The 19,073-nt window shown below is 73.0% G+C and carries 19 protein-coding genes and 1 pseudogene; 11 read left to right on the top strand and 9 right to left on the bottom strand.

Annotation, left to right across the window (positions count from 1 at the left end; all coding sequences use genetic code 11):
* Positions 1-332 precede the first annotated feature (332 nt).
* Entirely contained in the window at positions 333-512 is a 180-nt protein-coding gene (locus ABT232_RS18370; protein WP_351841023.1) for a hypothetical protein, read from the bottom strand.
* A gap of 469 nt (positions 513-981) precedes the next feature.
* Here ABT232_RS18370 and ABT232_RS18375 point away from each other — a divergent pair, with 469 nt between their 5' ends.
* Positions 982-1,539: a hypothetical protein gene (locus tag ABT232_RS18375; protein WP_351841025.1), complete on the top strand. Its 558-nt coding sequence runs from the start codon at positions 982-984 to the stop codon at positions 1,537-1,539.
* A gap of 170 nt (positions 1,540-1,709) precedes the next feature.
* Here the strand turns inward: ABT232_RS18375 and ABT232_RS18380 are convergent, their stop codons facing one another.
* Entirely contained in the window at positions 1,710-2,585 is an 876-nt protein-coding gene (locus ABT232_RS18380; RefSeq protein ID WP_351841027.1) for an undecaprenyl-diphosphate phosphatase, read from the bottom strand.
* Positions 2,586-2,903: 318 nt separating this feature from the next.
* On the opposite strand from ABT232_RS18380, the gene ABT232_RS18385 reads away from it, so the two are divergent.
* The 3 genes and pseudogenes from ABT232_RS18385 (at position 2,904) to ABT232_RS18395 (ending at position 5,909) form a co-directional block, all read left to right on the top strand.
* Positions 2,904-4,229: a Gfo/Idh/MocA family protein gene (locus ABT232_RS18385; RefSeq protein WP_351841029.1), complete on the top strand. Its 1,326-nt coding sequence runs from the start codon at positions 2,904-2,906 to the stop codon at positions 4,227-4,229.
* Positions 4,226-5,161: a DUF6807 domain-containing protein gene (locus tag ABT232_RS18390; protein WP_351841031.1), complete on the top strand. Its 936-nt coding sequence runs from the start codon at positions 4,226-4,228 to the stop codon at positions 5,159-5,161. Before ABT232_RS18385 ends, ABT232_RS18390 begins: the two co-directional genes overlap by 4 nt.
* Positions 5,155-5,909: pseudogene (locus ABT232_RS18395) on the top strand (cupin domain-containing protein). The gene ABT232_RS18390 and the pseudogene ABT232_RS18395 overlap by 7 nt, the downstream one beginning before the upstream one ends.
* Positions 5,910-6,178: 269 nt before the next feature.
* On the opposite strand, the gene ABT232_RS18400 reads toward ABT232_RS18395, so the two are convergent.
* Positions 6,179-6,649: a winged helix-turn-helix transcriptional regulator gene (locus tag ABT232_RS18400; RefSeq protein WP_351841033.1), complete on the bottom strand. Its 471-nt coding sequence runs from the start codon at positions 6,647-6,649 to the stop codon at positions 6,179-6,181.
* 106 nt (positions 6,650-6,755) lie between these two features.
* Here ABT232_RS18400 and ABT232_RS18405 point away from each other — a divergent pair, with 106 nt between their 5' ends.
* Complete coding sequence (locus ABT232_RS18405; RefSeq protein ID WP_351841035.1) at positions 6,756-7,925, top strand: thiolase family protein; 1,170 nt, start codon at positions 6,756-6,758, stop codon at positions 7,923-7,925.
* Positions 7,926-7,929: 4 nt separating this feature from the next.
* Here ABT232_RS18405 and ABT232_RS18410 read toward each other — a convergent pair whose 3' ends face one another.
* Complete coding sequence (locus ABT232_RS18410) at positions 7,930-8,697, bottom strand: TVP38/TMEM64 family protein (protein WP_351841037.1); 768 nt, start codon at positions 8,695-8,697, stop codon at positions 7,930-7,932.
* Between the two features lie 323 nt (positions 8,698-9,020).
* Between ABT232_RS18410 and tuf the strand changes: the two genes are divergently transcribed.
* From tuf to ABT232_RS18425, 3 genes are all read left to right on the top strand, one after another.
* Positions 9,021-10,199 (top strand): elongation factor Tu, encoded by a 1,179-nt coding sequence (tuf, locus tag ABT232_RS18415; RefSeq protein ID WP_351841039.1) that lies wholly within the window; start codon positions 9,021-9,023, stop codon positions 10,197-10,199.
* Between the two features lie 180 nt (positions 10,200-10,379).
* A complete protein-coding gene (locus ABT232_RS18420; protein ID WP_351841041.1) occupies positions 10,380-10,622 on the top strand; it encodes a hypothetical protein in 243 nt (80 codons plus the stop codon).
* Positions 10,619-11,464: a spermidine synthase gene (locus ABT232_RS18425; RefSeq protein WP_351841042.1), complete on the top strand. Its 846-nt coding sequence runs from the start codon at positions 10,619-10,621 to the stop codon at positions 11,462-11,464. Before ABT232_RS18420 ends, ABT232_RS18425 begins: the two co-directional genes overlap by 4 nt.
* On the opposite strand, the gene ABT232_RS18430 is transcribed toward ABT232_RS18425, so the two are convergent.
* Positions 11,426-12,760, bottom strand: coding sequence for an MFS transporter (locus ABT232_RS18430; RefSeq protein ID WP_351841044.1), 1,335 nt, complete (start codon positions 12,758-12,760; stop codon positions 11,426-11,428). The two genes, ABT232_RS18425 and ABT232_RS18430, sit on opposite strands and share 39 nt — an antisense overlap.
* A gap of 100 nt (positions 12,761-12,860) precedes the next feature.
* The gene (locus ABT232_RS18435) at positions 12,861-13,889 is read right to left on the bottom strand and encodes a DUF8017 domain-containing protein (RefSeq protein ID WP_351841046.1); all 1,029 of its coding nucleotides are present in this window, start codon (positions 13,887-13,889) and stop codon (positions 12,861-12,863) included.
* Between the two features lie 200 nt (positions 13,890-14,089).
* Between ABT232_RS18435 and ABT232_RS18440 the strand changes: the two genes are divergently transcribed.
* The gene (locus ABT232_RS18440) at positions 14,090-14,527 is read left to right on the top strand and encodes a DUF4442 domain-containing protein (RefSeq protein ID WP_351841195.1); all 438 of its coding nucleotides are present in this window, start codon (positions 14,090-14,092) and stop codon (positions 14,525-14,527) included.
* A gap of 12 nt (positions 14,528-14,539) precedes the next feature.
* On the opposite strand, the gene galU is transcribed toward ABT232_RS18440, so the two are convergent.
* Positions 14,540-15,541: a UTP--glucose-1-phosphate uridylyltransferase GalU gene (gene galU / locus ABT232_RS18445; protein WP_351841048.1), complete on the bottom strand. Its 1,002-nt coding sequence runs from the start codon at positions 15,539-15,541 to the stop codon at positions 14,540-14,542.
* Between the two features lie 395 nt (positions 15,542-15,936).
* Between galU and ABT232_RS18450 the strand changes: the two genes are divergently transcribed.
* Positions 15,937-16,590 (top strand): DedA family protein, encoded by a 654-nt coding sequence (locus tag ABT232_RS18450; protein WP_351841050.1) that lies wholly within the window; start codon positions 15,937-15,939, stop codon positions 16,588-16,590.
* Between the two features lie 24 nt (positions 16,591-16,614).
* Here the strand turns inward: ABT232_RS18450 and ABT232_RS18455 are convergent, their stop codons facing one another.
* Positions 16,615-17,142, bottom strand: coding sequence for a gamma carbonic anhydrase family protein (locus ABT232_RS18455; RefSeq protein WP_351841052.1), 528 nt, complete (start codon positions 17,140-17,142; stop codon positions 16,615-16,617).
* 109 nt (positions 17,143-17,251) lie between these two features.
* Here ABT232_RS18455 and ABT232_RS18460 point away from each other — a divergent pair, with 109 nt between their 5' ends.
* Positions 17,252-18,130 (top strand): acyltransferase, encoded by an 879-nt coding sequence (locus ABT232_RS18460; RefSeq protein WP_351841054.1) that lies wholly within the window; start codon positions 17,252-17,254, stop codon positions 18,128-18,130.
* A gap of 1 nt (position 18,131) precedes the next feature.
* Here ABT232_RS18460 and ABT232_RS18465 read toward each other — a convergent pair whose 3' ends face one another.
* On the bottom strand, positions 18,132-18,989 hold the full coding sequence (locus tag ABT232_RS18465; RefSeq protein ID WP_351841056.1) for an EamA family transporter: 858 nt from the start codon (positions 18,987-18,989) through the stop codon (positions 18,132-18,134).
* Between the last annotated feature and the right edge of the window lie 84 nt (positions 18,990-19,073).

The following is a 19,073-nucleotide window of genomic DNA, read 5'->3' on the forward strand; positions in this document are numbered from 1 at the left end:
CCGATCACCGGGATGCGTAGGCACATCGCAGGGCTCTTCGGCGACAGCCCAAGCATCAGCGCGCGTCCCGCAAGGTTCGGAACGCGGTTCGGGTGGGGCGGGCGGCGGTCAGAAAGGCGTGGATCCGGAGGGCGCACTCGGTGGGATCGTCGGCGCCGGTCTCGATCTCAATGTCGTAGACCTCGTCAGGGACGGGCAGTCCACCAGTCGCCGCTCGGCGCCGAGCACATGGTCCTTCGCGGTGCTCGACTCGCCAGAACTCGATGTGCCGTTGGGGAGGATGATCAGGCCGCGGCCGGCCGCTACGTCGGTCAGGTGCCGAACGCCGTTCTTCAGGCCGCCTCGATGATCTCGCCCCGCACGGCGGCGGCCCACTCGACCACCAACAGCTCGTACTCCGCGCGCTCCAGGGCCGACAAGGTGCCGCCCGCGCGCAGCCACAGGGCCCGGATCCGCTCGTTCACCTCGGCGGCGGACCGCACGGAACCACGGGTGGCGAAGTCAGGGGACATGCGGGCAAGCCTAAGCGGTAGCACTGACACTGCGCTACCGCACGGCTACTCGACGGGTAGGAGGTCGGTCACAGGTCGCCACGGGGCAACTGCCGTTCCCCCGGAGCAGATTCGACGGCGTGGCCAGAGGGCTGTGCGGTGGTTCCCCGCGTGCGGAGTCAGGGTGCCGGCGCGACCGCGATCAGGGGCAGGTCCGTGTGCGCGGCGAGCGACCCGTCACTCGTAGGCGTCAATCCGTCCGAAACGGCCGCACTGTGCCGGCAACGTGCCTGCACACTTCCTCCATCGCCACCGGACACAACGGGAGAACCCATGGCCAACCCTTACTTCGGCACTGGCACGGCCGCGCACGTTCCCCGACGTGCTCGCCAAGGTCATTTGAGGGGGGCCGCATGACCATACAGACGATCCGAAGGGCCTCGAAACCGCGGGGGGATCGTCCCGCAGCACATGTCGACCGAGGGGGACCATGACCGATACGCCACCACCGCCGGAGTTTCCTCCGCCCTTGCCGCCAGAGCCGCCGGCTCCGAAGCGGAACCGCACCAACGCGATCATCATCGGCGCGGCTGCCGCCGTCATCGTCGCGGTTGTCACTACTGGCGTCGTCGTCGTGCAGTCCCGGGAGAACGGAGCCGAGCCGGCCGCCACCGCCAAGCCGAGCGCCTCGAACGAGGGCGCCGTGACCGCCGCGTCGGAGGTGCCGGACCCTGAGCCGACGTATGACGAGGTCGATGCCGACAGCTTCACGATCGAGCTGCGCACCACGGAGCGGCAGTGTTTCGGGTCCGCTGGCTGCAATGTGACGGTCGAGCCGGAGCTGACCTACCTGGGCCTCAGTGAAGCCATCGACCCGGCTGCGGTGTACGAGATCACCTACAAGATCAGCGGAGACGAGTCCGGCCCGGTCATCGAGACGGCCGAGCTGTCTGACCGGACAAGCCTGAACTACACGCCGTCTTTGATCAGCACGGCTTCGTCGGGCGTGAAGGTGTCCGTGGAGATCGTCGACGTCATGAGGCGATGAGATCGCTCCTCATGCCCTGCCGGATCCCGTGCCGGAGGCGTGATGCATCGAGGCCCCTGTCAGCTCCTCGCCGACGGGGGCCTCTGAACTCTTTCACGCGCGAGAGTGGGAGACGGCTGGGAGACGATCATGAGCATCGAGCTCTGAGACCCGGATGCCGGAGTCGCCCGTCAGTGCGCCAGTTCGCCCGCGTGGGGACTGAGCACACCCATCATCACCAGCACGATCAGCACGATGCCGAGGGCCAGCCGGTACCAGACGAACGGCATGAAGCTCTTGGTGGAGATGAACTTCATGAACCAGGCGATCACGGCGTATCCGACGCCGAACGCGATGATCGTCGCGAAGATCGTCGGGCCCCACGACACATGGCCGCCCTCCATCGCGTCCTTCAGCTCGAACAGGCCGGAGGCGAGCACCGCCGGGATGGCGAGCAGGAAGGAGTAGCGGGCCGCGGCCTCGCGCTGGTAGCCCATGAAGAGGCCGCCGCTGATGGTCGCGCCGGAGCGGGAGACGCCCGGGATCAGGGCGCAGGCCTGGCAGAGGCCGAAGATCAGGCCGTCCTTGACGCTCAGGTCCTTCAGGCCCTTGCGCTCCTTGACCGCGCGGTGCCGGCCGCCCGTCTCGTCGCGTGCCGCCAGGCGGTCGGCGACGCCGATGACCACACCGATCACGATCAGCATCGTCGCGGTGACGCGCAGGTCGCGGAACGGGCCCTCGATCTGGTCCTTGAGCGTGACACCCAGTACACCGATCGGGATCGAGCCGACGATCACCAGCCAGCCCATCTGCGCGTCGTGGTCCTTGCGCCACGTCTTGTCGTAGAGCGAGCGGGTCCATGCCGAGAGGATGCGTCCGATGTCCTCGCGGAAGTAGATCAGCACGGCGGCCTCGGTGCCGATCTGGGTGATCGCCGTGAACGCGGCGCCCGGGTCCTCCCAGCCGGAGAACGCGGCGGTGAGGCGCAGATGGGCGCTGGAGGACACGGGAAGGAACTCGGTCAGCCCCTGGACGAGTCCGAGGATGAGTGATTCGAACCAAGACATGGAAGTTACGGAGTCCAAGTGCCGATCGTGGGACGGACGACGGACACGCCCGTGCCCCGCACGCGGCCACGACGGCCACGCCGGGCGCTAGCGCGCGGTGATCAGGTGTGTCGAGGGGCAGCGTAGCGCCCCGAGGTGAAGGGCCGGACACAGGGGCTTCGCAGGAGATCCGCGGCGATCGCCCCGGGGTGTTGACCGGCCGGTGTGCGGGCACCTACGTTGCCAGCCGAGGGAAAGCGCTTGCTATGCGGCTCGTCACGGGCTCGTCGCACGACGCTCTCCTGGCTCGCCACCTCCTGAGGAGTGCTGATCAGGTCCATGTCCACAGCCGCCACAGCCGCCGCATCCGACGCGTCCGAGGCGTCCGCCCCCGCCACCGACCGCCCCGCCCCGCTCGCCGGCCGCCGCGTCCGGGCCGCCCTCATCGGCACCGGCGCCATCGCGCGCGGCGAGCACCTGCCCGCGCTCGCCCGGCTCGCCGAGGAGGGCGAGACCGAGGTGGTCGCGGCGGTCGACATCGACGCGGGCGCCGTCGAGGCGTTCTGCGCGGAGAGCGGCATCCCGCACGCCTACACCGACCTGGAGCGGATGCTCCGCGAGCAGCGCCCCGACCTGGTCTGCGTCTGCACCCCGCCCACCCTCCACCGCGAGCAGACGAGCGCCGCCCTGCGGGCCGGGGCCTGGGTGTGGTGCGAGAAGCCTCCCGTGCCCTCGCTCGCCGACTTCGACGCCGTGGAGGCCGAGGAGGGCGAGGACGGCGGACCGTACGCCGCGATCGTCTTCCAGCACCGCTTCGGCTCGGGCGCCGCCCATGTCCGCCGGCTGCTCGCCGAGGGCGCTCTGGGCCGTCCGCTGGTGGCGCACTGCCAGACCACCTGGTACCGCGACACCGCCTACTACGCCGTGCCCTGGCGCGGCCGCTGGCGGACCGAGGGCGGTGGCCCGGCCATGGGGCACGGCATCCACCAGATGGACCTGCTGCTGGACGTGCTCGGTCCGTGGAGCGAGGTGCGTGCCATGGCCGGCCGCCTGGTGCACGACGTGGAGACCGAGGACGTCTCCACGGCCCTGGTCCGCTTCGAGAGCGGCGCCATGGGGACCGTCGTCAACAGCGTGCTCAGTCCCGACGAGGTCAGCCGCATCCGTATCGACTGCGAGCGCGCCACCGTCGAGCTGACCCACCTCTACGGGTACAGCAACGCCTCCTGGCGGATCGTCCCGGCGCGGGACGTCCCGGAGGCGGAGGCCGCCGCCTGGCAGGACTTCGGCGCGGACGTGCCCAGCTCGCACCTGGCCCAGCTGCGCGAACTGGTCGCCAGCATGCGTGCCGGGGAGCGGCCGCGCAGCAGCGGGGCGGACGGGCGCAAGAGCCTGGAGCTGGTCACCGCGCTGTACAAGTCGGCGTTCACCGACAGCACCGTGCGGCGCGGGGAGATCGGGCCCGGCGACCCGTACTACACCGAGCTGCACGGGGGCGCGCCGGGCTGGGCGCCGGCCGTCGCCGAATCGGCGTCCGCGTCCGCTGGGCCCGCATCCGCCGGGCCCGTATCCGCCGGGCCCGCGTCCGCTGGGCCCGCATCCGCTGGGCCCGCGTCCGCCGGGACCGTGTCCGCGTCCGCCGAGGGCCAGGAGGTGGCCGTATGACCCGCGCCGGCGGTCCGCGCGTCGTCCACGCGCACGGCGACCGCATCACCGTCACCGAACCGGAGAGCGGCGTCGAACTGCTCGCCTACGTCTACCGGCCCGAGGCGGCCTGGGAGGCCCCGAAGCCGTACCTGCACCCGCTGCGCACCCTGTCCGGCGCCGTCGTCACCGACTACCGGCCCAACGACCACCGCTGGCACAAGGGGCTGCAACTGACGGCCTCGCACCTGTCCGGCGCGAATCTGTGGGGCGGCAACTCGTACGTCCACGGGCAGGGGTACCTCGAACTCCCCGAGCGGGTCGGCTCGATGGCGCACGTGGCCTTCGACGAGGTCACCGCCGACGGCGAACGGGTCGTCATAGCCGAACGGCTCACCTGGCATCCGCACAGCGGCGAGCTGTGGGCCGAGGAGCGGCGGCGGATCGAGGTGCACGACGTCGACCCGGCGGCCGGATCCTGGGCGCTGACCTGGACCAGCGCCATCACCAACCGGCGGGCCGAGCCGCTGCTCTTCGGCAGCCCGACCACCGCCGGACGCGAGATGGCCGGCTACACCGGGCTGTTCTGGCGCGGCCCGCGCGCCTTCCGGGACGGGCGGATCACCGGTCCCGAAGGCGAGGGGCCCGCGCTGATGGGCGGGCAGGCGCCCTGGCTCGCCTACTCCGGCGAGCACGACGGCGGGGACGGCCACGCGACGCTGGTCTTCGCGCACGCGCCGGAGAACGACCACGCCGGGCGGCACGGGGCCCACCCCGCCCACTGGTTCGTGCGCAACGAGCCGTTCGCGGCGGTCGCCCCGTCCTGGGCGTTCTTCGACGAACTGGAACTGGCGCCGGGCGACACGCTCACCCGCCGCTACCGGGTGGTGGTCGCCGACGGTGTGTGGGAGCGGAAGGAGATCGCCGAGTACCTGGAGGCGCATCCGTGGTGAGCGCCGGCGAGGAGGCCGGGACCGCGCTCCCGGAGAGCGCCGGCGGCTTCACGGGACTGCCCGGCGGGGTCGGGGTGTCGGGGCTGTCGGTGTACGACTGGCCGGCGGCGGACGGGGTGTGCGGGGGGACGCCCCATCTGCACCTGGTCTGTTCGGAGGCGTACGTCGTGACCGGCGGGCGCGGGGCGGTGCAGACGCTCACGGCGTCCGGCCACGAGGCCACGCGCTCGTGCCCGGGACGGTGGCCTGGTTCACGCCCGGCACCGTCCACCGGCTCGTGAACGAGGACGAGTTGCGCATCACCGTCCTGATGCAGAACAGCGGCCTGCCCGAGGCGGGCGACGCGGTGCTCACGCTGCCCCCGCGCCTCCTCGCCGATCCGCGGGCGTACGCCGCCGCGACCACGATCCCGGCCGACGCGCCGCAGGCCGAGCAGGAGCGGATCGCGCCGGCCCGGCGCGATCTGGCCCTGGAGGGCTACCGGGCGCTGCGCGCGGGCGGTCCCGAGGCGCTGGCCGCGTTCCACCGGGCCGCGGCCGCGTTGGTACGGCCCCGGATCGCCGAGTGGCGCGAGCGCTGGCGGCACGGTGCGGCGGCCGCCGCCGCGGTGACCGGGCGGCAGCTGGACCGGCTCGCGCGGGGTGACGCGTCCCACCTCGCCGAGGCGGTCGTCCAGGCGCGGCAGCCCTCCGCGCGGGGGCGGTTCGGGATGTGCGGACGGCTGGACGTCTACGAGCAGGGGACGTGACGGCCCGGACACGGTGCAGGCGCCGCCGCCCCTGTCCGTAACGCCCGGCGCGCGCTGCCGGCTCGCGCTGCCCGTGCCGGTGCGGTCCCGGCTCAACGCTGCCGGCTCAACGCTGCCCGTGCCGGTGCCGCCGCGGCTCGCGCTGCTCGTGCCGGTGCCGTCCCGGCGCGCTGCCGGTTCCGCTGCCCATGTCCGTACGCCCCGTGCCCATGTCCGTACGCCCCGGCTCACGCCGCCGGTTCCGCCGAGCATGCCCGTGACGTCCCGGCTCACGCCGCCGTCGGTCCCGACACCGTCCAGCCCGGGGACTGGGGGTGCGGGGTGAGGTCCTGGTGGTGGACCGGGTCGCCGCAGGCCTGGCAGGTGACGACCGGGACCAGTTCGTGGCCGCAGCGGTGCTCGTGCACCATCGGGCGGTCGCCCTCGGGGCGCAGATGGCGGTTGCCCCACTCCATGAGCGTCAGCAGGACCGGCACGAGTTCCAGGCCCGCCGGGGTCGGGCGGTACTCGAAGCGCTGGGGGCGCTCGCTGTAGGCCCGCTTGGTGAGGACCCCGGCGTCGACCAGGCGGCGCAGCCGGGTGGCCAGGACGTCGCGCGGAGCGCCGATGTTGCGCACCAGCTGGTCGAAGCGGCCGTTGCCGAGGCACACCTCCCGCATCACGAGCAGGGAGTACTTCTCGCCGACGAGCGCCAGGGCGTCGGCGATCGAGCAGGGGCGCGGGTCTTTGCGGGCTGCCATGGCGTCCAGTCTAAGTGAGGGTTTGTTTTTCCAACCCGCAGGGCTATGGTGAATCCAGATTTCCTACTCACTGGTAGATCGCCTGGCGGCCAGGGAGGCCCGCAGCATGCGAGACGCAGTCATCGTCGAAGCCGTACGCACTCCCGTGGGCAAGGGCAGGCCGAACGGCTCCCTCGCCCACGTCCACCCCGTCGAACTGCTCGCCCACACCCTGCGCACCCTCGTCGAGCGCTCCGGCGTCGACCCCGCGCGGATCGACGACGTGATCGGCGGCACCGTCGACCAGGTCGGCGAACAGGCCATGAACACCACCCGTTACGCCGTGCTCTCGGCGGGCTTTCCCGAGACGGTCCCGGCGACCACCGTGGACCGCCAGTGCGGTTCCTCCCAGCAGGCCGTGCACTTCGCGGCCCAGGGCGTCATGGCGGGCGCGTACGACCTCGTCGTGGCCTGCGGTGTGGAGTCGATGAGCCGGGTGCCGATGTGGTCCAACGTCCCGCCCGGCGCCGACCCCTTCGGCCCCGGTGTCGCCGAGCGCTACCCCGAGGGCCTGGTCCCGCAGGGCATCAGCGCCGAACTCATCGCGGCCAAATGGTCCATCACCCGCGACCAGATGGACGCCTTCGCCGTCTCCTCGCACCACAAAGCCGCCGAGGCCTGGAACAAGGGCCTCTTCGACGCCGAGGTGGCGCCCCTGGGCGGAGTCGCCCGCGACGAGTGCGTACGGCCCGGCAGCACCGTCGAGACCCTCGCCGGACTCAGGCCCGCCTACCACGACCCGGGCTTCGCCGAGCGCTTCCCGCAGATCGAGTGGAACATCACCGCCGGCAACGCCAGCCCCCTCAACGACGGCGCCTCGGCCGTGCTCATCACGTCGAGCGAGACCGCCGCCCGCCTCGGCCTGCGCCCCCTCGCCCGGCTGCACAGCTTCGCCGTCACCGGCTCGGACCCGCTGCTGATGCTCACCGGCGTCATCCCGGCCACCCAGAAGGTGCTGCGCAGGGCGTCCCTCACCCTCGACGACATCGACCTGTTCGAGGTGAACGAGGCGTTCGCCAGTGTCGTGCTGGCCTGGCAGCAGGAGACCGGCGCCGACCCCGCCAAGATCAACGTGCACGGCGGCGCCATCGCCCTCGGCCACCCGCTGGGCGCCAGCGGCACCCGGCTGACCACCACCCTCGTCCACGCGATGCGCGAGCGAGGCGCCCGCTACGCGCTGCAGACCATGTGCGAGGCGGGCGGACTCGCCAACGCGATGGTCCTGGAGCGCGTCTGACGGATCAGCGGCCCCGCAGGTGGTGGCGCTTGCGCCAGGCCACCACCGCACCCACCAGGGCCGGTACGGCGATGCACGCCATCGCGATCAGGAAGGCCGGCGAGGTGGGCGTCGAGGCGCGCGCGCCGGCGACGACGTACGCGGCGGTGTTCGGCACCGAGCCGAGCGCCGTCGCGAGCAGGAACGGCAGCCAGCCCATCCGGGAGACGGCGGCGCAGTAGTTCGCCGCCGAGAACGGCACCCCCGGGAAGAGCCGCACCGCGAGCATCGAGCGGAAACCGTGCCTGCTCAACTGCCCGTCGACCGTGGTGAGCACCTTGCCGCGCAGCAGCGGACGCAGCGCGTCCTGGCCCAGCAGCCGGCCCAGTCCGAAGGCGAGCCCCGCGCCGAGCACCGTGCCCGCCACCGCCGCGCCCAGCCCGAGCTGCGAGCCGAACAGGGCGCCCGCCGCCAGGTTGAGCAGCGGGCGCGGCACGAACGCCACCGTGCACAGCCCGTACGCCACCGCGAAGACCAGCGCCGCCACGGCGCCGCTCAGCTCCGGTGGCCAGCCGCCCGCCAGCAGCCGCTGCGGCTCCAACAGCAGCACCGAGGTCCCCGCTCCCACGAGCAGCGAGACGAGCAGCGCGAAACGGGCCCAGGGTGAGAGCAGCAGCCGCGCGCAGCGCGCGAGCGGTCCGGCGGGTGCGGGTGCGGTGACGGCGAGTTCCGAGGCGGCGGCCAGGGGAGCGGCCGTGGCGGTGCCCCCAGAGCGGGTGGTGGCATCGAGCATTCGGTGACAGTAACCGACGAGCTTGTGTGATCGCCGCAAAAGAGGCGCCCGTTCCCGCCCCTTGTGCGCTCCCGAGGCCGCGGAAAACCATTCGACGTGCGACGACGCGTCGACCATGATCTGCGTCATGTTCCGGTACGCCTTCCTCCTCGCAGCATCCGCGGTCGCGGACGCGCCGAAGGCTGCCGTGCCCGTTCTCCTCGCCGCCGTCGACGGCGCCCGAAGCTGACCCTCCCCGGATCGTCCGGCGGACCCCGCAGGGGGAGGGTCGGGCAGTCCTCGGGGTCCCGTTCTTCCTCACCTAGCAGCTTCGAGGTACCGCCATGTCCAAGACGGCGTACGTCCGCACCAAGCCGCATCTCAACATCGGCACGATGGGCCATGTCGACCACGGCAAGACCACCCTGACCGCCGCCATCACCAAGGTCCTCGCCGAGCGCGGCACCGCCGGCGCCACCCGCTACGTCCCCTTCGACCGCATCGACCGCGCCCCGGAGGAGGCCGCGCGGGGCATCACCATCAACATCGCGCACGTCGAGTACGAGACCGACACCCGGCACTACGCGCACGTGGACATGCCGGGTCACGCCGACTACGTCAAGAACATGGTCACCGGAGCGGCGCAGCTCGACGGGGCGATCCTCGTCGTCTCCGCGCTCGACGGGATCATGCCGCAGACCGCCGAGCACGTGCTGCTCGCCCGCCAGGTGGGCGTCGACCACATCGTCGTCGCCCTCAACAAGGCCGACGCCGGCGACGAGGAGCTGGTCGACCTCGTCGAGCTGGAGGTCCGCGACCTGCTCACCGAGCACGGCTACGGCGGTGACTCCGTCCCCGTCGTCCGGGTCTCCGGGCTGCGGGCGCTGGAGGGCGACCCCCGGTGGACGGCGTCCGTCGAGGCCCTGCTCGACGCGGTCGACACGTACGTGCCCATGCCGGAGCGGTATCTGGACGCGCCGTTCCTGCTGCCGGTGGAGAACGTGCTGACCATCACCGGCCGCGGCACCGTCGTCACCGGCGCCGTCGAGCGGGGCACGGTCCGGCTCGGTGACCGCGTCGAGGTGCTGGGCGCCGGGGTGGAGTCCGTCGTCACCGGCCTGGAGACCTTCGGCAAGCCCATGAGCGAGGCGCAGGTCGGCGACAACGTGGCGCTGCTGCTGCGCGGGGTCCCCCGGGACGCCGTGCGCCGCGGGCACGCGGTGGCCGCGCCGGGCAGCGTGGTGCCGCGCAGCCGGTTCACCGCGCGGGTCTACGTCCTGTCGGGGCGGGAGGGCGGTCGTACGACCCCGGTGGCGACCGGGTACCGGCCGCAGTTCTACATCCGCACCGCTGACGTCGTCGGCGACGTCGACCTCGGCGAGACCGCGGTCGCCCGGCCCGGTGACACCGTCACCATGACGGTCGAGCTGGGCCGTGAGGTGCCGCTGGAGCCCGGTCTCGGCTTCGCCATCCGCGAGGGCGGACGGACCGTGGGCGCCGGAACGGTCACGTCGGTCGAGTGAACGGCGGGGCCCGCCTCGATGCGGAGGCGGGCCCCGCCCAGGGGGTCACGGGGGTGCGGGCGGGTGAGGTTCGGGCCGGTCTGTCATCTGTGCGCCTGATACACGCCCTTGTGATGGCTTTGTCGATCCCTGACCGTGGTGTCCGGGCGGGGTGACAGCGCGGACACGAGAGGGGGCCCGGTGCGCGGAGTCCGGGGTGCGGCGGGGTGGGCGCTGGTCGGGTGGGCGGTCCTGCTGGAGCGCACGGTGGCCGGCAAGGCGGCCGTGGTACGGCTGAAGCGGGCGCGCAACGCGGCCCTGCGCGCAGCCCACCGCCGCGGCGTGCCGGCGGAGACACTGGCGGCACGGCTCGGTCTCTCGGAGGCCTGGATGCGCCGGGTGGTGACCGGCCGGCCCGTGCCCCCCAGCACAATGGACTTGTGAACGAGCCCATCCCCGTCAGCCGAGACGTCGATCACGGCACCGCCAAGCTGATGCCCGACGTGGACCGGAGGCGGGCCTGGCTGCTCACCGTCGACGGGGCGCCGCAGTCGTACGTCGACCTCGACGAGCCGACGCATCTGGAGTTCGAGTACGCCAGGCGGCTCGGGCACGTGCTGGACACGGTGGCCGAACCGGGCCGCGCGCTGGACGTCCTGCACCTCGGGGGCGGGGCCCTGACCCTGCCCCGGTACCTCGCCGCGACCCGGCCCGGCTCACGGCAGGACGTCGTCGACGCCGACCGGGCGCTGCTGGACCTGGTCGTCGAGCAGCTGCCGCTCCCGGCCGGCGAGCCCGTCGCACTGCACGCCGCCGACGCGCGGGCCTGGCTGGCGGCCGCCCCCGGCGACCGCGCGGACGTCCTCGTCGCCGACGTCTTCGGCGGCTCCCGGGTCCCCGCCCATCTGACCTCGCTCGCCTACGCCCGGGAGGCCGAGCGGGTGCTGCGCCCGAGCGGTGTCTACCTGGCGAACCTCGCCGACGCCGCGCCCTTCGCCTTCCTGCGCTCCCAACTGGCCACCTTCGCCGCGGTGTTCGAGGAGGTGGCGCTGATCGCCGAGCCTGCCGTGCTGCGCGGCCGCCGCTTCGGCAACGCCGTGCTCGTCGCCTCGCACCGGCCGCTCGACCTCGCCGCGCTGGCCCGGCGCACCGCCGCCGACGTCTTCCCCGCCCGGGTCGAGCAGGGGCCCGCCCTGCGGCGGCTCATCGGCGACGCCCGGCCCGTCCGGGACGAGGACGCCGTACCGTCACCCGAGCCCCCCGACGGGGCGTTCGGCATCGGCTGAGCCGTCGCCGGCGGCGGGCGGGACCTGGGTGACCCGGGCCGCGACCTCCTTGGTCCGCCGCCGCAGATTGCGGACGTCCGGCACGCACAGCACCGCCGCGGTGACCAGCACGACCAGCGTGGCGCATCCCCAGAGTGCCGGGGTACGGCCGAACGCCGTCTCCGCCGGACCGGCCAGCGCCGTCGCCATCGGCACCAGCGCGACCGAGCCGAACCAGTCGTAGGCGGAGACCCGGGAGAGCTTGTCCTCGGGTATCTCCTGGTGCAGGGCGGTCATCCAGGAGACGCCGAACACCTCCAGCGTCACTCCGGTCAGGAACATCACCGCGCACAGCAGCCCGGCCGGCACCGGCACGGCCAGCGCCGCCGACGGCAGCGCCAGCGGGAAGACGCAGAGCGTGCCCGCGAGCAGCAGCCGGCGCGGCTTCCAACGGGTCATCAGCAGCGCGCCGACGACGGTGCCCGCCCCGAAGAAGCCCAGCGCCAGACCCCAGGGCGCCGCCCCGCCGAGATGGTCGCGGGCGACCAGCGGGCCGTAGACGGCGTCCGCCGCGCCGACCACCGCGTTGGCGATCGAGAACTGCACCACGATGCCCCACAGCCAGGGCCGCCCGGCGAACTCCCGCCAGCCCTCCCGCAGGTCGGACAGCAGGCCGCCGCCCGGCTCGCGCGGCGGCACACCGCTCACGTCGAGGAAGGAGCGCAGTGCCCCGGCGACCGCGAAGGCCGCCGCGTCCGCCGCCAGTACCCAGCCCGGTCCGATCGCGGCGACCATCGCGCCGCCGAGGGCCGCGCCGCCCACCGCCGCGCCCTGCATCGCCATCCGGAACACCGCGAACGCCCGGCCCGCCTGTTCGCCCCGCACGGTGGAGAGCAGCATGCCCTCGGCCGCAGGGCTGAAGAACGCCTGGCCGGTGCCGCCGAGCGCGGTCAGCAGCATCATCTGCCACAGCTGCGGCTCGCCGGTGAGCACGAGCAGGGCGAACAGGCCCTGGGAGACGCAGTTGAGGGCGTTGGCGGCGACCATCACCCGGTGCCGGGGCAGGCGGTCCGCGAGGGCGCCGCCGATCAGCAGGAACAGCACCAGCGGCAGGGTGCGCGCGGCGGCGACCAGGCCCACGTCGCCGCCGTCGCCGCCCGCGTCCAGCACGGCGAAGGCGGCGGCGATCAGCGCACCGTGGCTGCCCAGGTGGGTGATGGCCGCGGCGGCGGTCAGCAGGCTGTAGTTGCGGCCCGCCCATTCGGGTCTGCGCGGGCGGCGCCCGGAGGCGGCGGAGTGGTCGGCGGCGGTGTTCACCGGGTGACTATCACCGCCCGGGGCCCGACTTGCCAAACCGGTTCCCGGGCCCCGCCGCGGCGGGACCCGGGAACCGGGGAAGCGCTGGACCGGCCGCCGGTCAGCCGCCGGTCGGTTCGCCGTGCAGCCGGACCGTGCTGAGGATCTTCAGGACGGTCGCGTCCGGAACCTCCTTCTTGACGCCCTTGGCGCCGAAGTAGCTCCACGACACGTAGTCGCCGGCCGAGTTCTTGAAGCCGAAGGTGAGCGCCTTGCCGTCGCTCGCGCACTTGCCCTTGCGGGGCGTGTCCTTCGACCAGGCCCAGGCGTAGCTGCCCTTGATGCCCGACTCGGTGGTGAAGGCCGTGGCCTTCTCGTCGAACTTGACGCTCTTCTTGTCGGGCTGGGTGTAACCGCCGTAGATCCACCAGGCCACGGTGTTGATCGCGACTTCGTCGGTGCTCTTGGCGCCGTCGGCGCCCTTGGTGCCGGCCGAGCCCAGCGAGGTGTCCTCGGTGCGGCCGTCCTTGTTGCTGTCCGTGGTGCACCACTTGGACTGGTAGACCGCGGCGCCGGTCATGGTGACCAGCGGCTTGAGCTCGTCGGAGTTCTCCTCCTCGAAGGCGATCATCAGGCCCGGGTCCTGCACCTCCCAGTCGGCCGGCACGTCGAAGGCCACGCCCCACTTCGGGTTGACGACGACCTTCCATCCGGCGATGGTCGGCTTCTCCGCCTCATCGTCGCGCGGATTGTCGTCGGTCCCGGAGGACGTGGCGGTGGGCTCGGCGGACTTGCTGGGCGCCTGGCTGGACGTGTTCTTGGACCCGCCCTCGGCCTTGTCGTCCTTGTCGCCGCCCAGGACCAGGAATCCGGTCACTCCGGCGGCGATCACCACGGCGGTCGCCGCCACGATCGCGACCAGCTTGGTCCGGTTGCCGCCGCCACCGCCGCCGTCCGTGGGCGGCTGCGGGGCGCCCGCAGGGGCGGGGGTGTGCCACTGCGGCTGCTGCGGCTGCTGCCCAAAGGGGTTGGGCTGCTGGTAGCCCGGCTGCTGGTAAGGATTCGGCAGCTGGTACCCCGGCTGCTGATACGGGTTGTTCTGCCCCTGCGGGTTCTGCTCGCCCCCGGGCTGCTGCTGTCCTGGCCACATGAGCCGTAACACTAGTGGTGTCCACGACACGATTCGGTCACCGGCCTTCGTCAGGGCCGTAGCGAATCCGTGCGCGTTCCGGGGACTTCGGGACCGGCCGGACTTCGGGACCGGCCGGACTTCGGGACCGGCCCGTCACCGCCCTTCTCTGGCCAGTCGAGGCTACTCGTGGGTAACATCAAGTCATGAGCGCAGACCAGATGTCGATCGGCGAGTTGCTCGCCGCCACGGTGCCGATGGTTCGGACCCTGAACCTGGAGTACCTGGAGACCACTCCGGAGAAGGCCGTGCTGGCCCTCCCGGACCAGAGCGAGTACCGCAACCACGTCGGCGGTCCGCACGCCGGGGCCATGTTCACCCTCGGTGAGTCGGCCAGCGGCGCGATCGTCCTGGCCGCCTTCGGGGATCAGCTCTCGCGTGCCGTGCCGCTGCCCGTCCACGCCGACATCGCCTTCAAGAAGATCGCCCTGGGCCCGGTGACCGCCACCGCGACCCTCGGCCGGCCCATCGCCGACGTCGTCGCCGAGCTCGACGAGGGCAAGCGCCCGGAGTTCCCGGTGAGCGTGGCGATCCAGCGCGAGGACGGCGCCGTCACCAGCGAGATGACCGTCGTCTGGACCCTGCGCCCCAACGGCTGAGCGGTACGGCCTTCAGGCCCCGGCCGTCCTGCCGGGGCCCTCGGCGTACGCCGGTGCGCTCAGGCGGCGGCCGGCCCGCACGCGGCGGCCGGCAACGCGGACCGGCTCCGCCGCACCGTCGAGCCCGGCGACGAACTCCCGCAGCCAGGCGACGAACTCCGGGCCGAGATCGGGTCGCTCGCTGGCCAGCCGCACCACCGTGCGCAGATACTCCGCTCGGTCGCCGGTGTCGTAGCGGGCCCCGGTGAAGACCACCCCGTGCACCGTGCCGCCCGCGGCCAGCTCCTGGAGCGCGTCGGTCAGCTGGATCTCGCCGCCCCGGCCGGGCCGGACGCGCTCCAGCACCGGGAAGACCGCGGGGTCGAGGACATAGCGGCCGATGACCGCGTAACGGCTCGGCGCGTCCCGCCGGTCCGGCTTCTCCACCAGGCCGGTGACCCGCACCACGCCGTCCTGCCCGGTCGGCGCCACGGCCGCGCAGCCGTAGCGGTGGATCTGCTCCTCGGGCACCTCCATCAGCGCGACCACGCTCCCGGCGTACCGGTCGCGCACCCGGAGCATCTCCGCGAGCAGGGACTCGCGCGGGTCGATCAGATCGTCGCCGAGCAGCACGGCGAACGGCTGGTCGCCGACGTGCCGGCGGGCGCACAGCACCGCGTGGCCGAGGCCCAGCGGCTCGCCCTGCCGGATGTGGTGGATGTTCGCCAGCCGCGCGGGATCGCGCACCGCGTCCAGCCGTACGGTGTCGCCCTTGGCGGCGAGCGCCCGCTCCAGTTCGACGGCGTGGTCGAAGTGGTCCTCGATGGCCCGCTTGTGCCGCCCCGTGACCATCAGTATGTCGTCGAGGCCGGCCGCCGCGGCCTCCTCCACGACGTACTGGATGGCGGGTTTGTCGACGACCGGGAGCATCTCCTTCGGGGTCGCCTTCGTCGCGGGCAGGAAACGGGTGCCGAGACCGGCGGCCGGCACGACCGCCTTGCGTACGGGGGAGTGGGGGGCGCTCATGCGGCCCATGCTGGGGAACCGGGATGGGAACCCGCTCGGAGCGGGGTGGGAACGCGCTGTGGAGAGGGCGGGCCCGCTCCGGACGCGGCGACGTCACCGCCGGACGCGGCACGCCGTCACCGTCCGATGAGTGATGCCGTCACCGTCGTATGCGGCACGCCGTCACCGTCCGATGAGTGATGCCGTCACCGTCGTATGCGGCACGCCGTCACCGCCCGCTCCCGGGCGGGCGCCGGGATCGCCGCCCGGACCGCTTCCGCCCGCTCGACGAACGAGCCTCGGCGCCGGACCGTCCGCCGGGACGGCGTCCGCTGCCCGGTGTCACGGTGACCCGGTAGGCTGCACCGGCACGCGCCCGGCCCGGGCGCCTGCCGTCTACGTCGGTTACATCGGGAGGAGCGGCGGTGCACGTCCAGGAGTGGCTCGAGACCGTACCCGCGGTCAGCATCTACGCGCTGGTGGGCGTGGTCATCGGTCTGGAGAGCCTGGGCATTCCGCTGCCGGGCGAGATCATCCTCGTCTCCTCCGCCCTGCTCGCCTCGCAGCACGGCGACATCGACCCGGTGATCCTCGGCGCCTGCGCCACCGCCGGCGCGATCATCGGCGACTCGATCGGCTACGCCATCGGCCGCAAGGGCGGACGCCCGCTGCTCGCCTGGCTCGGCAACAAGTTCCCGAGGCACTTCAGCGAGGGGCACATCGCCACCGCCGAGCGCTCCTTCGAGAAGTGGGGCATGTGGGCCGTCTTCTTCGGCCGCTTCATCGCCCTGCTGCGCATCTTCGCCGGCCCCCTCGCGGGCGTGCTGCGCATGCCGTACTGGAAGTTCCTGATCGCCAACGTCCTCGGCGGCATCGTCTGGGCCGGCGGCACCACCGCGGTCATCTACTATGTCGGCGTGGTCGCCGAGGCCTGGCTCAAGCGGTTCTCGTGGGTCGGCCTGGTCCTGGCCGTCTGCGTCGGTCTGGCCTCCATGCTGATCATCAAGCGCAAGGCGGCCAAGGCGACGGCGCAGCAGCCGGTGGCCGAGCCCGAGCCGGTCCCGGCCACCACCGACTGAGCCCGAGGGCCGGTCGCACGGCCCTCAGTCGTGCACCTCGCGGTGCGCCTTCGCCAGCTCCGCGTACATCGTGCCGTTGAGCGTGATGCCCTCGCGCTCCTCGGCGGTCAGCTCCCGGCGGACCTTCGCCGGCACCCCCGCGACCAGCGAGCCCGGGGGCACCCGCATGCCCTGCGGCACCAGCGCCTGCGCGGCGACCAGGGAGCCCGCGCCGATCACCGCTCCGTTGAGGACGGTCGCGCCCATGCCGATCAGGCAGTCGTCCTCGACGGTCGCACCGTGCACCACGGCGTTGTGCCCGATGGAGACCCGCTCGCCGACGCTGACGGCGAACCCGGGGTCGGCGTGCAGCGTGCAGTTGTCCTGCACGTTGCTGCTCGCGCCCACCGAGATCCGCTCGACGTCACCCCGCAGCACCGCCCCGTACCAGACGCTCGCGCCCGCCCCCAGCGTCACGTCCCCGATCACCGCGGCCGTCGGCGCCACGAACGCCTCCGCGTCCACCGCCGGTCGTCTGCCGCCGATACCCGTGATCAGCGCCTGGTGAGCCATCGAAAGCCTCCTCGTCCTCGATTACCCCCGCACCGTACGCCACCCGGTGGGGCGAAGATCACAGGCCTCCGGCACCGTCCCCGCCACCGGCCCTGAGTACGGTGAGCGGGTGCCGAAGCCCAAGAACACGTTCTCATCATGGCGTCGCAGCCTGGCGCAGCGCGCGGTGCACGCGGGCTGGGCCTGGGTGCAGCGCACGGGTTCGGTCACCGCCGACCACCCCGGACGGTTCCGCTTCGGCGCGCTGGGCACCGGCACCCGGCTCGCCTTCCCGCTCGGCACGGTGTTCGGCGAACCCTGGATCCACCTCGGCGCCCACTGCATCGTCGGCGAACAGGTCACCCTGACCGCCGGTCTGATGCCCGACCTCGACCTCGGCCCCGAGCCGATCCTGCGCATCGGCGACGGTGTGGTCCTGGGCCGCGGCAGCCACGTCATCGCGGACACCACGGTCACCATCGGCAGCGACTGCTACTTCGGCCCGTACGTCTACGTCACCTCCACCAACCACTCCTACGACGACCCGCACGAGCCCATCGGCAAGCAGTGGCCCCGCATGGAGCCGGTGGAGATCGGCCCCGGCTGCTGGATCGGCACCGGCGCGGTGATCCTGCCGGGGGCGCGGATCGGGCGGAACGTGGTGGTCGCGGCCGGTGCGGTGGTGCGCGGCACGGTGCCCGACCACGCCGTGGCGGCGGGGGCGCCCGCCAAGGTCGTACGGCGCTGGACGCCCGCCGAGGGCTGGCAGCCGCCGCTGCGCACCCCGGCGCCGGTGCCGATACCGGAGGGTGTGACCTCGGATCAGCTGCTGAAGCTGTCGGGGCTGGACGAGGAGGCGGTGGCCCGGCTCGCGGAGCTGGACGGAGCCGCCGAGCTGGACGGGGCCGCCGAGCTGGACGGGGCCGCGGAGCTCGACGGGGCCGCGGAGCTCGACGGGGCCGCGGAGTTCAGCGGGGTCGCGGAGCTGGACGGGGTCCGGGAGTCCTGAGTCAGCCGGTGGCCAGCAGCAGCGTGCCCGCTAGGGCCAGGCCGGCGCCCGCCGCCTGGATCCCGCGCAGCCGTTCCCCGAGGAGGCCGCGCGCGGCCAGGGCGGTCACCACCGGGTAGAGCGAGGCGAGCACGGCGGCCACGGTGACCGGGCCGTGCTGGGCGGCGATCGAGTAGGTGCCGTTGGCGGCCACGTCGGCGAGCCCCACGAAGGCGAGCGCGGGCAGCGCACGCCAGGTCAGGCCGCCCTCGGGCAGCGCGGGGGAGCCGCGCCGCACGGAGACGTACAACGCCGTGCCGCCCGCGACGACGTTGGTGACGCGCTGCACGAACAGGGCGAGGAACAGACCGGTGAGCGTGGTCGAGGCCTCGGCGATCAGGGCCATCACCGCGCCGAAGCCGAACGCCGCGAGCAGGGTGAGCAGGACCGCCTGCCGCTGCACCGCGGCACCCTTCGCCTGCGGCCCGCCCGCGAGCACCACGCCCGCCACCGCCACCACGATCCCAGCGAACTGGAGCAGCCCGGGCCGTTCGCCCAGGACGAGCCCCACGCCCACCGGCACCGCGACGCCCAGCGAACCCAGCGGTGAGACGACGCCCATCGGGCCGAGGGCGAGCGCCTTGTAGAAGGCGAGCATGGCCACCGGGCCCACCAGTCCGGCGCCCACCGCGAACCACAGCTGCGGGCCGGCCTCGCTCCAGCCGCCGGTCGCCACCACGATCGCGCCGAGCACCACGACCGCGATCGTCTGCGAGAGCACGACCACGGTGAGCGCGGGGGTGCGCCGGGTCAGCAGCCCGCCGCCGAAGTCGGCCAGGCCCCACAGCAGGCTGGTGGCCAGGGCGAAGAGTGCTGTCACGGGACGCCTCGCAGTACAGTTCGGTGGACGATCGAGTGCACCCCACCGTAGTGCAGTGAAGTGAACTATGCCATCCAAGATATT

Origin of the sequence: Streptomyces sp. NPDC001532 (assembly GCF_040298625.1) — a bacterium.
Lineage (GTDB): Bacteria > Actinomycetota > Actinomycetes > Streptomycetales > Streptomycetaceae > Streptomyces.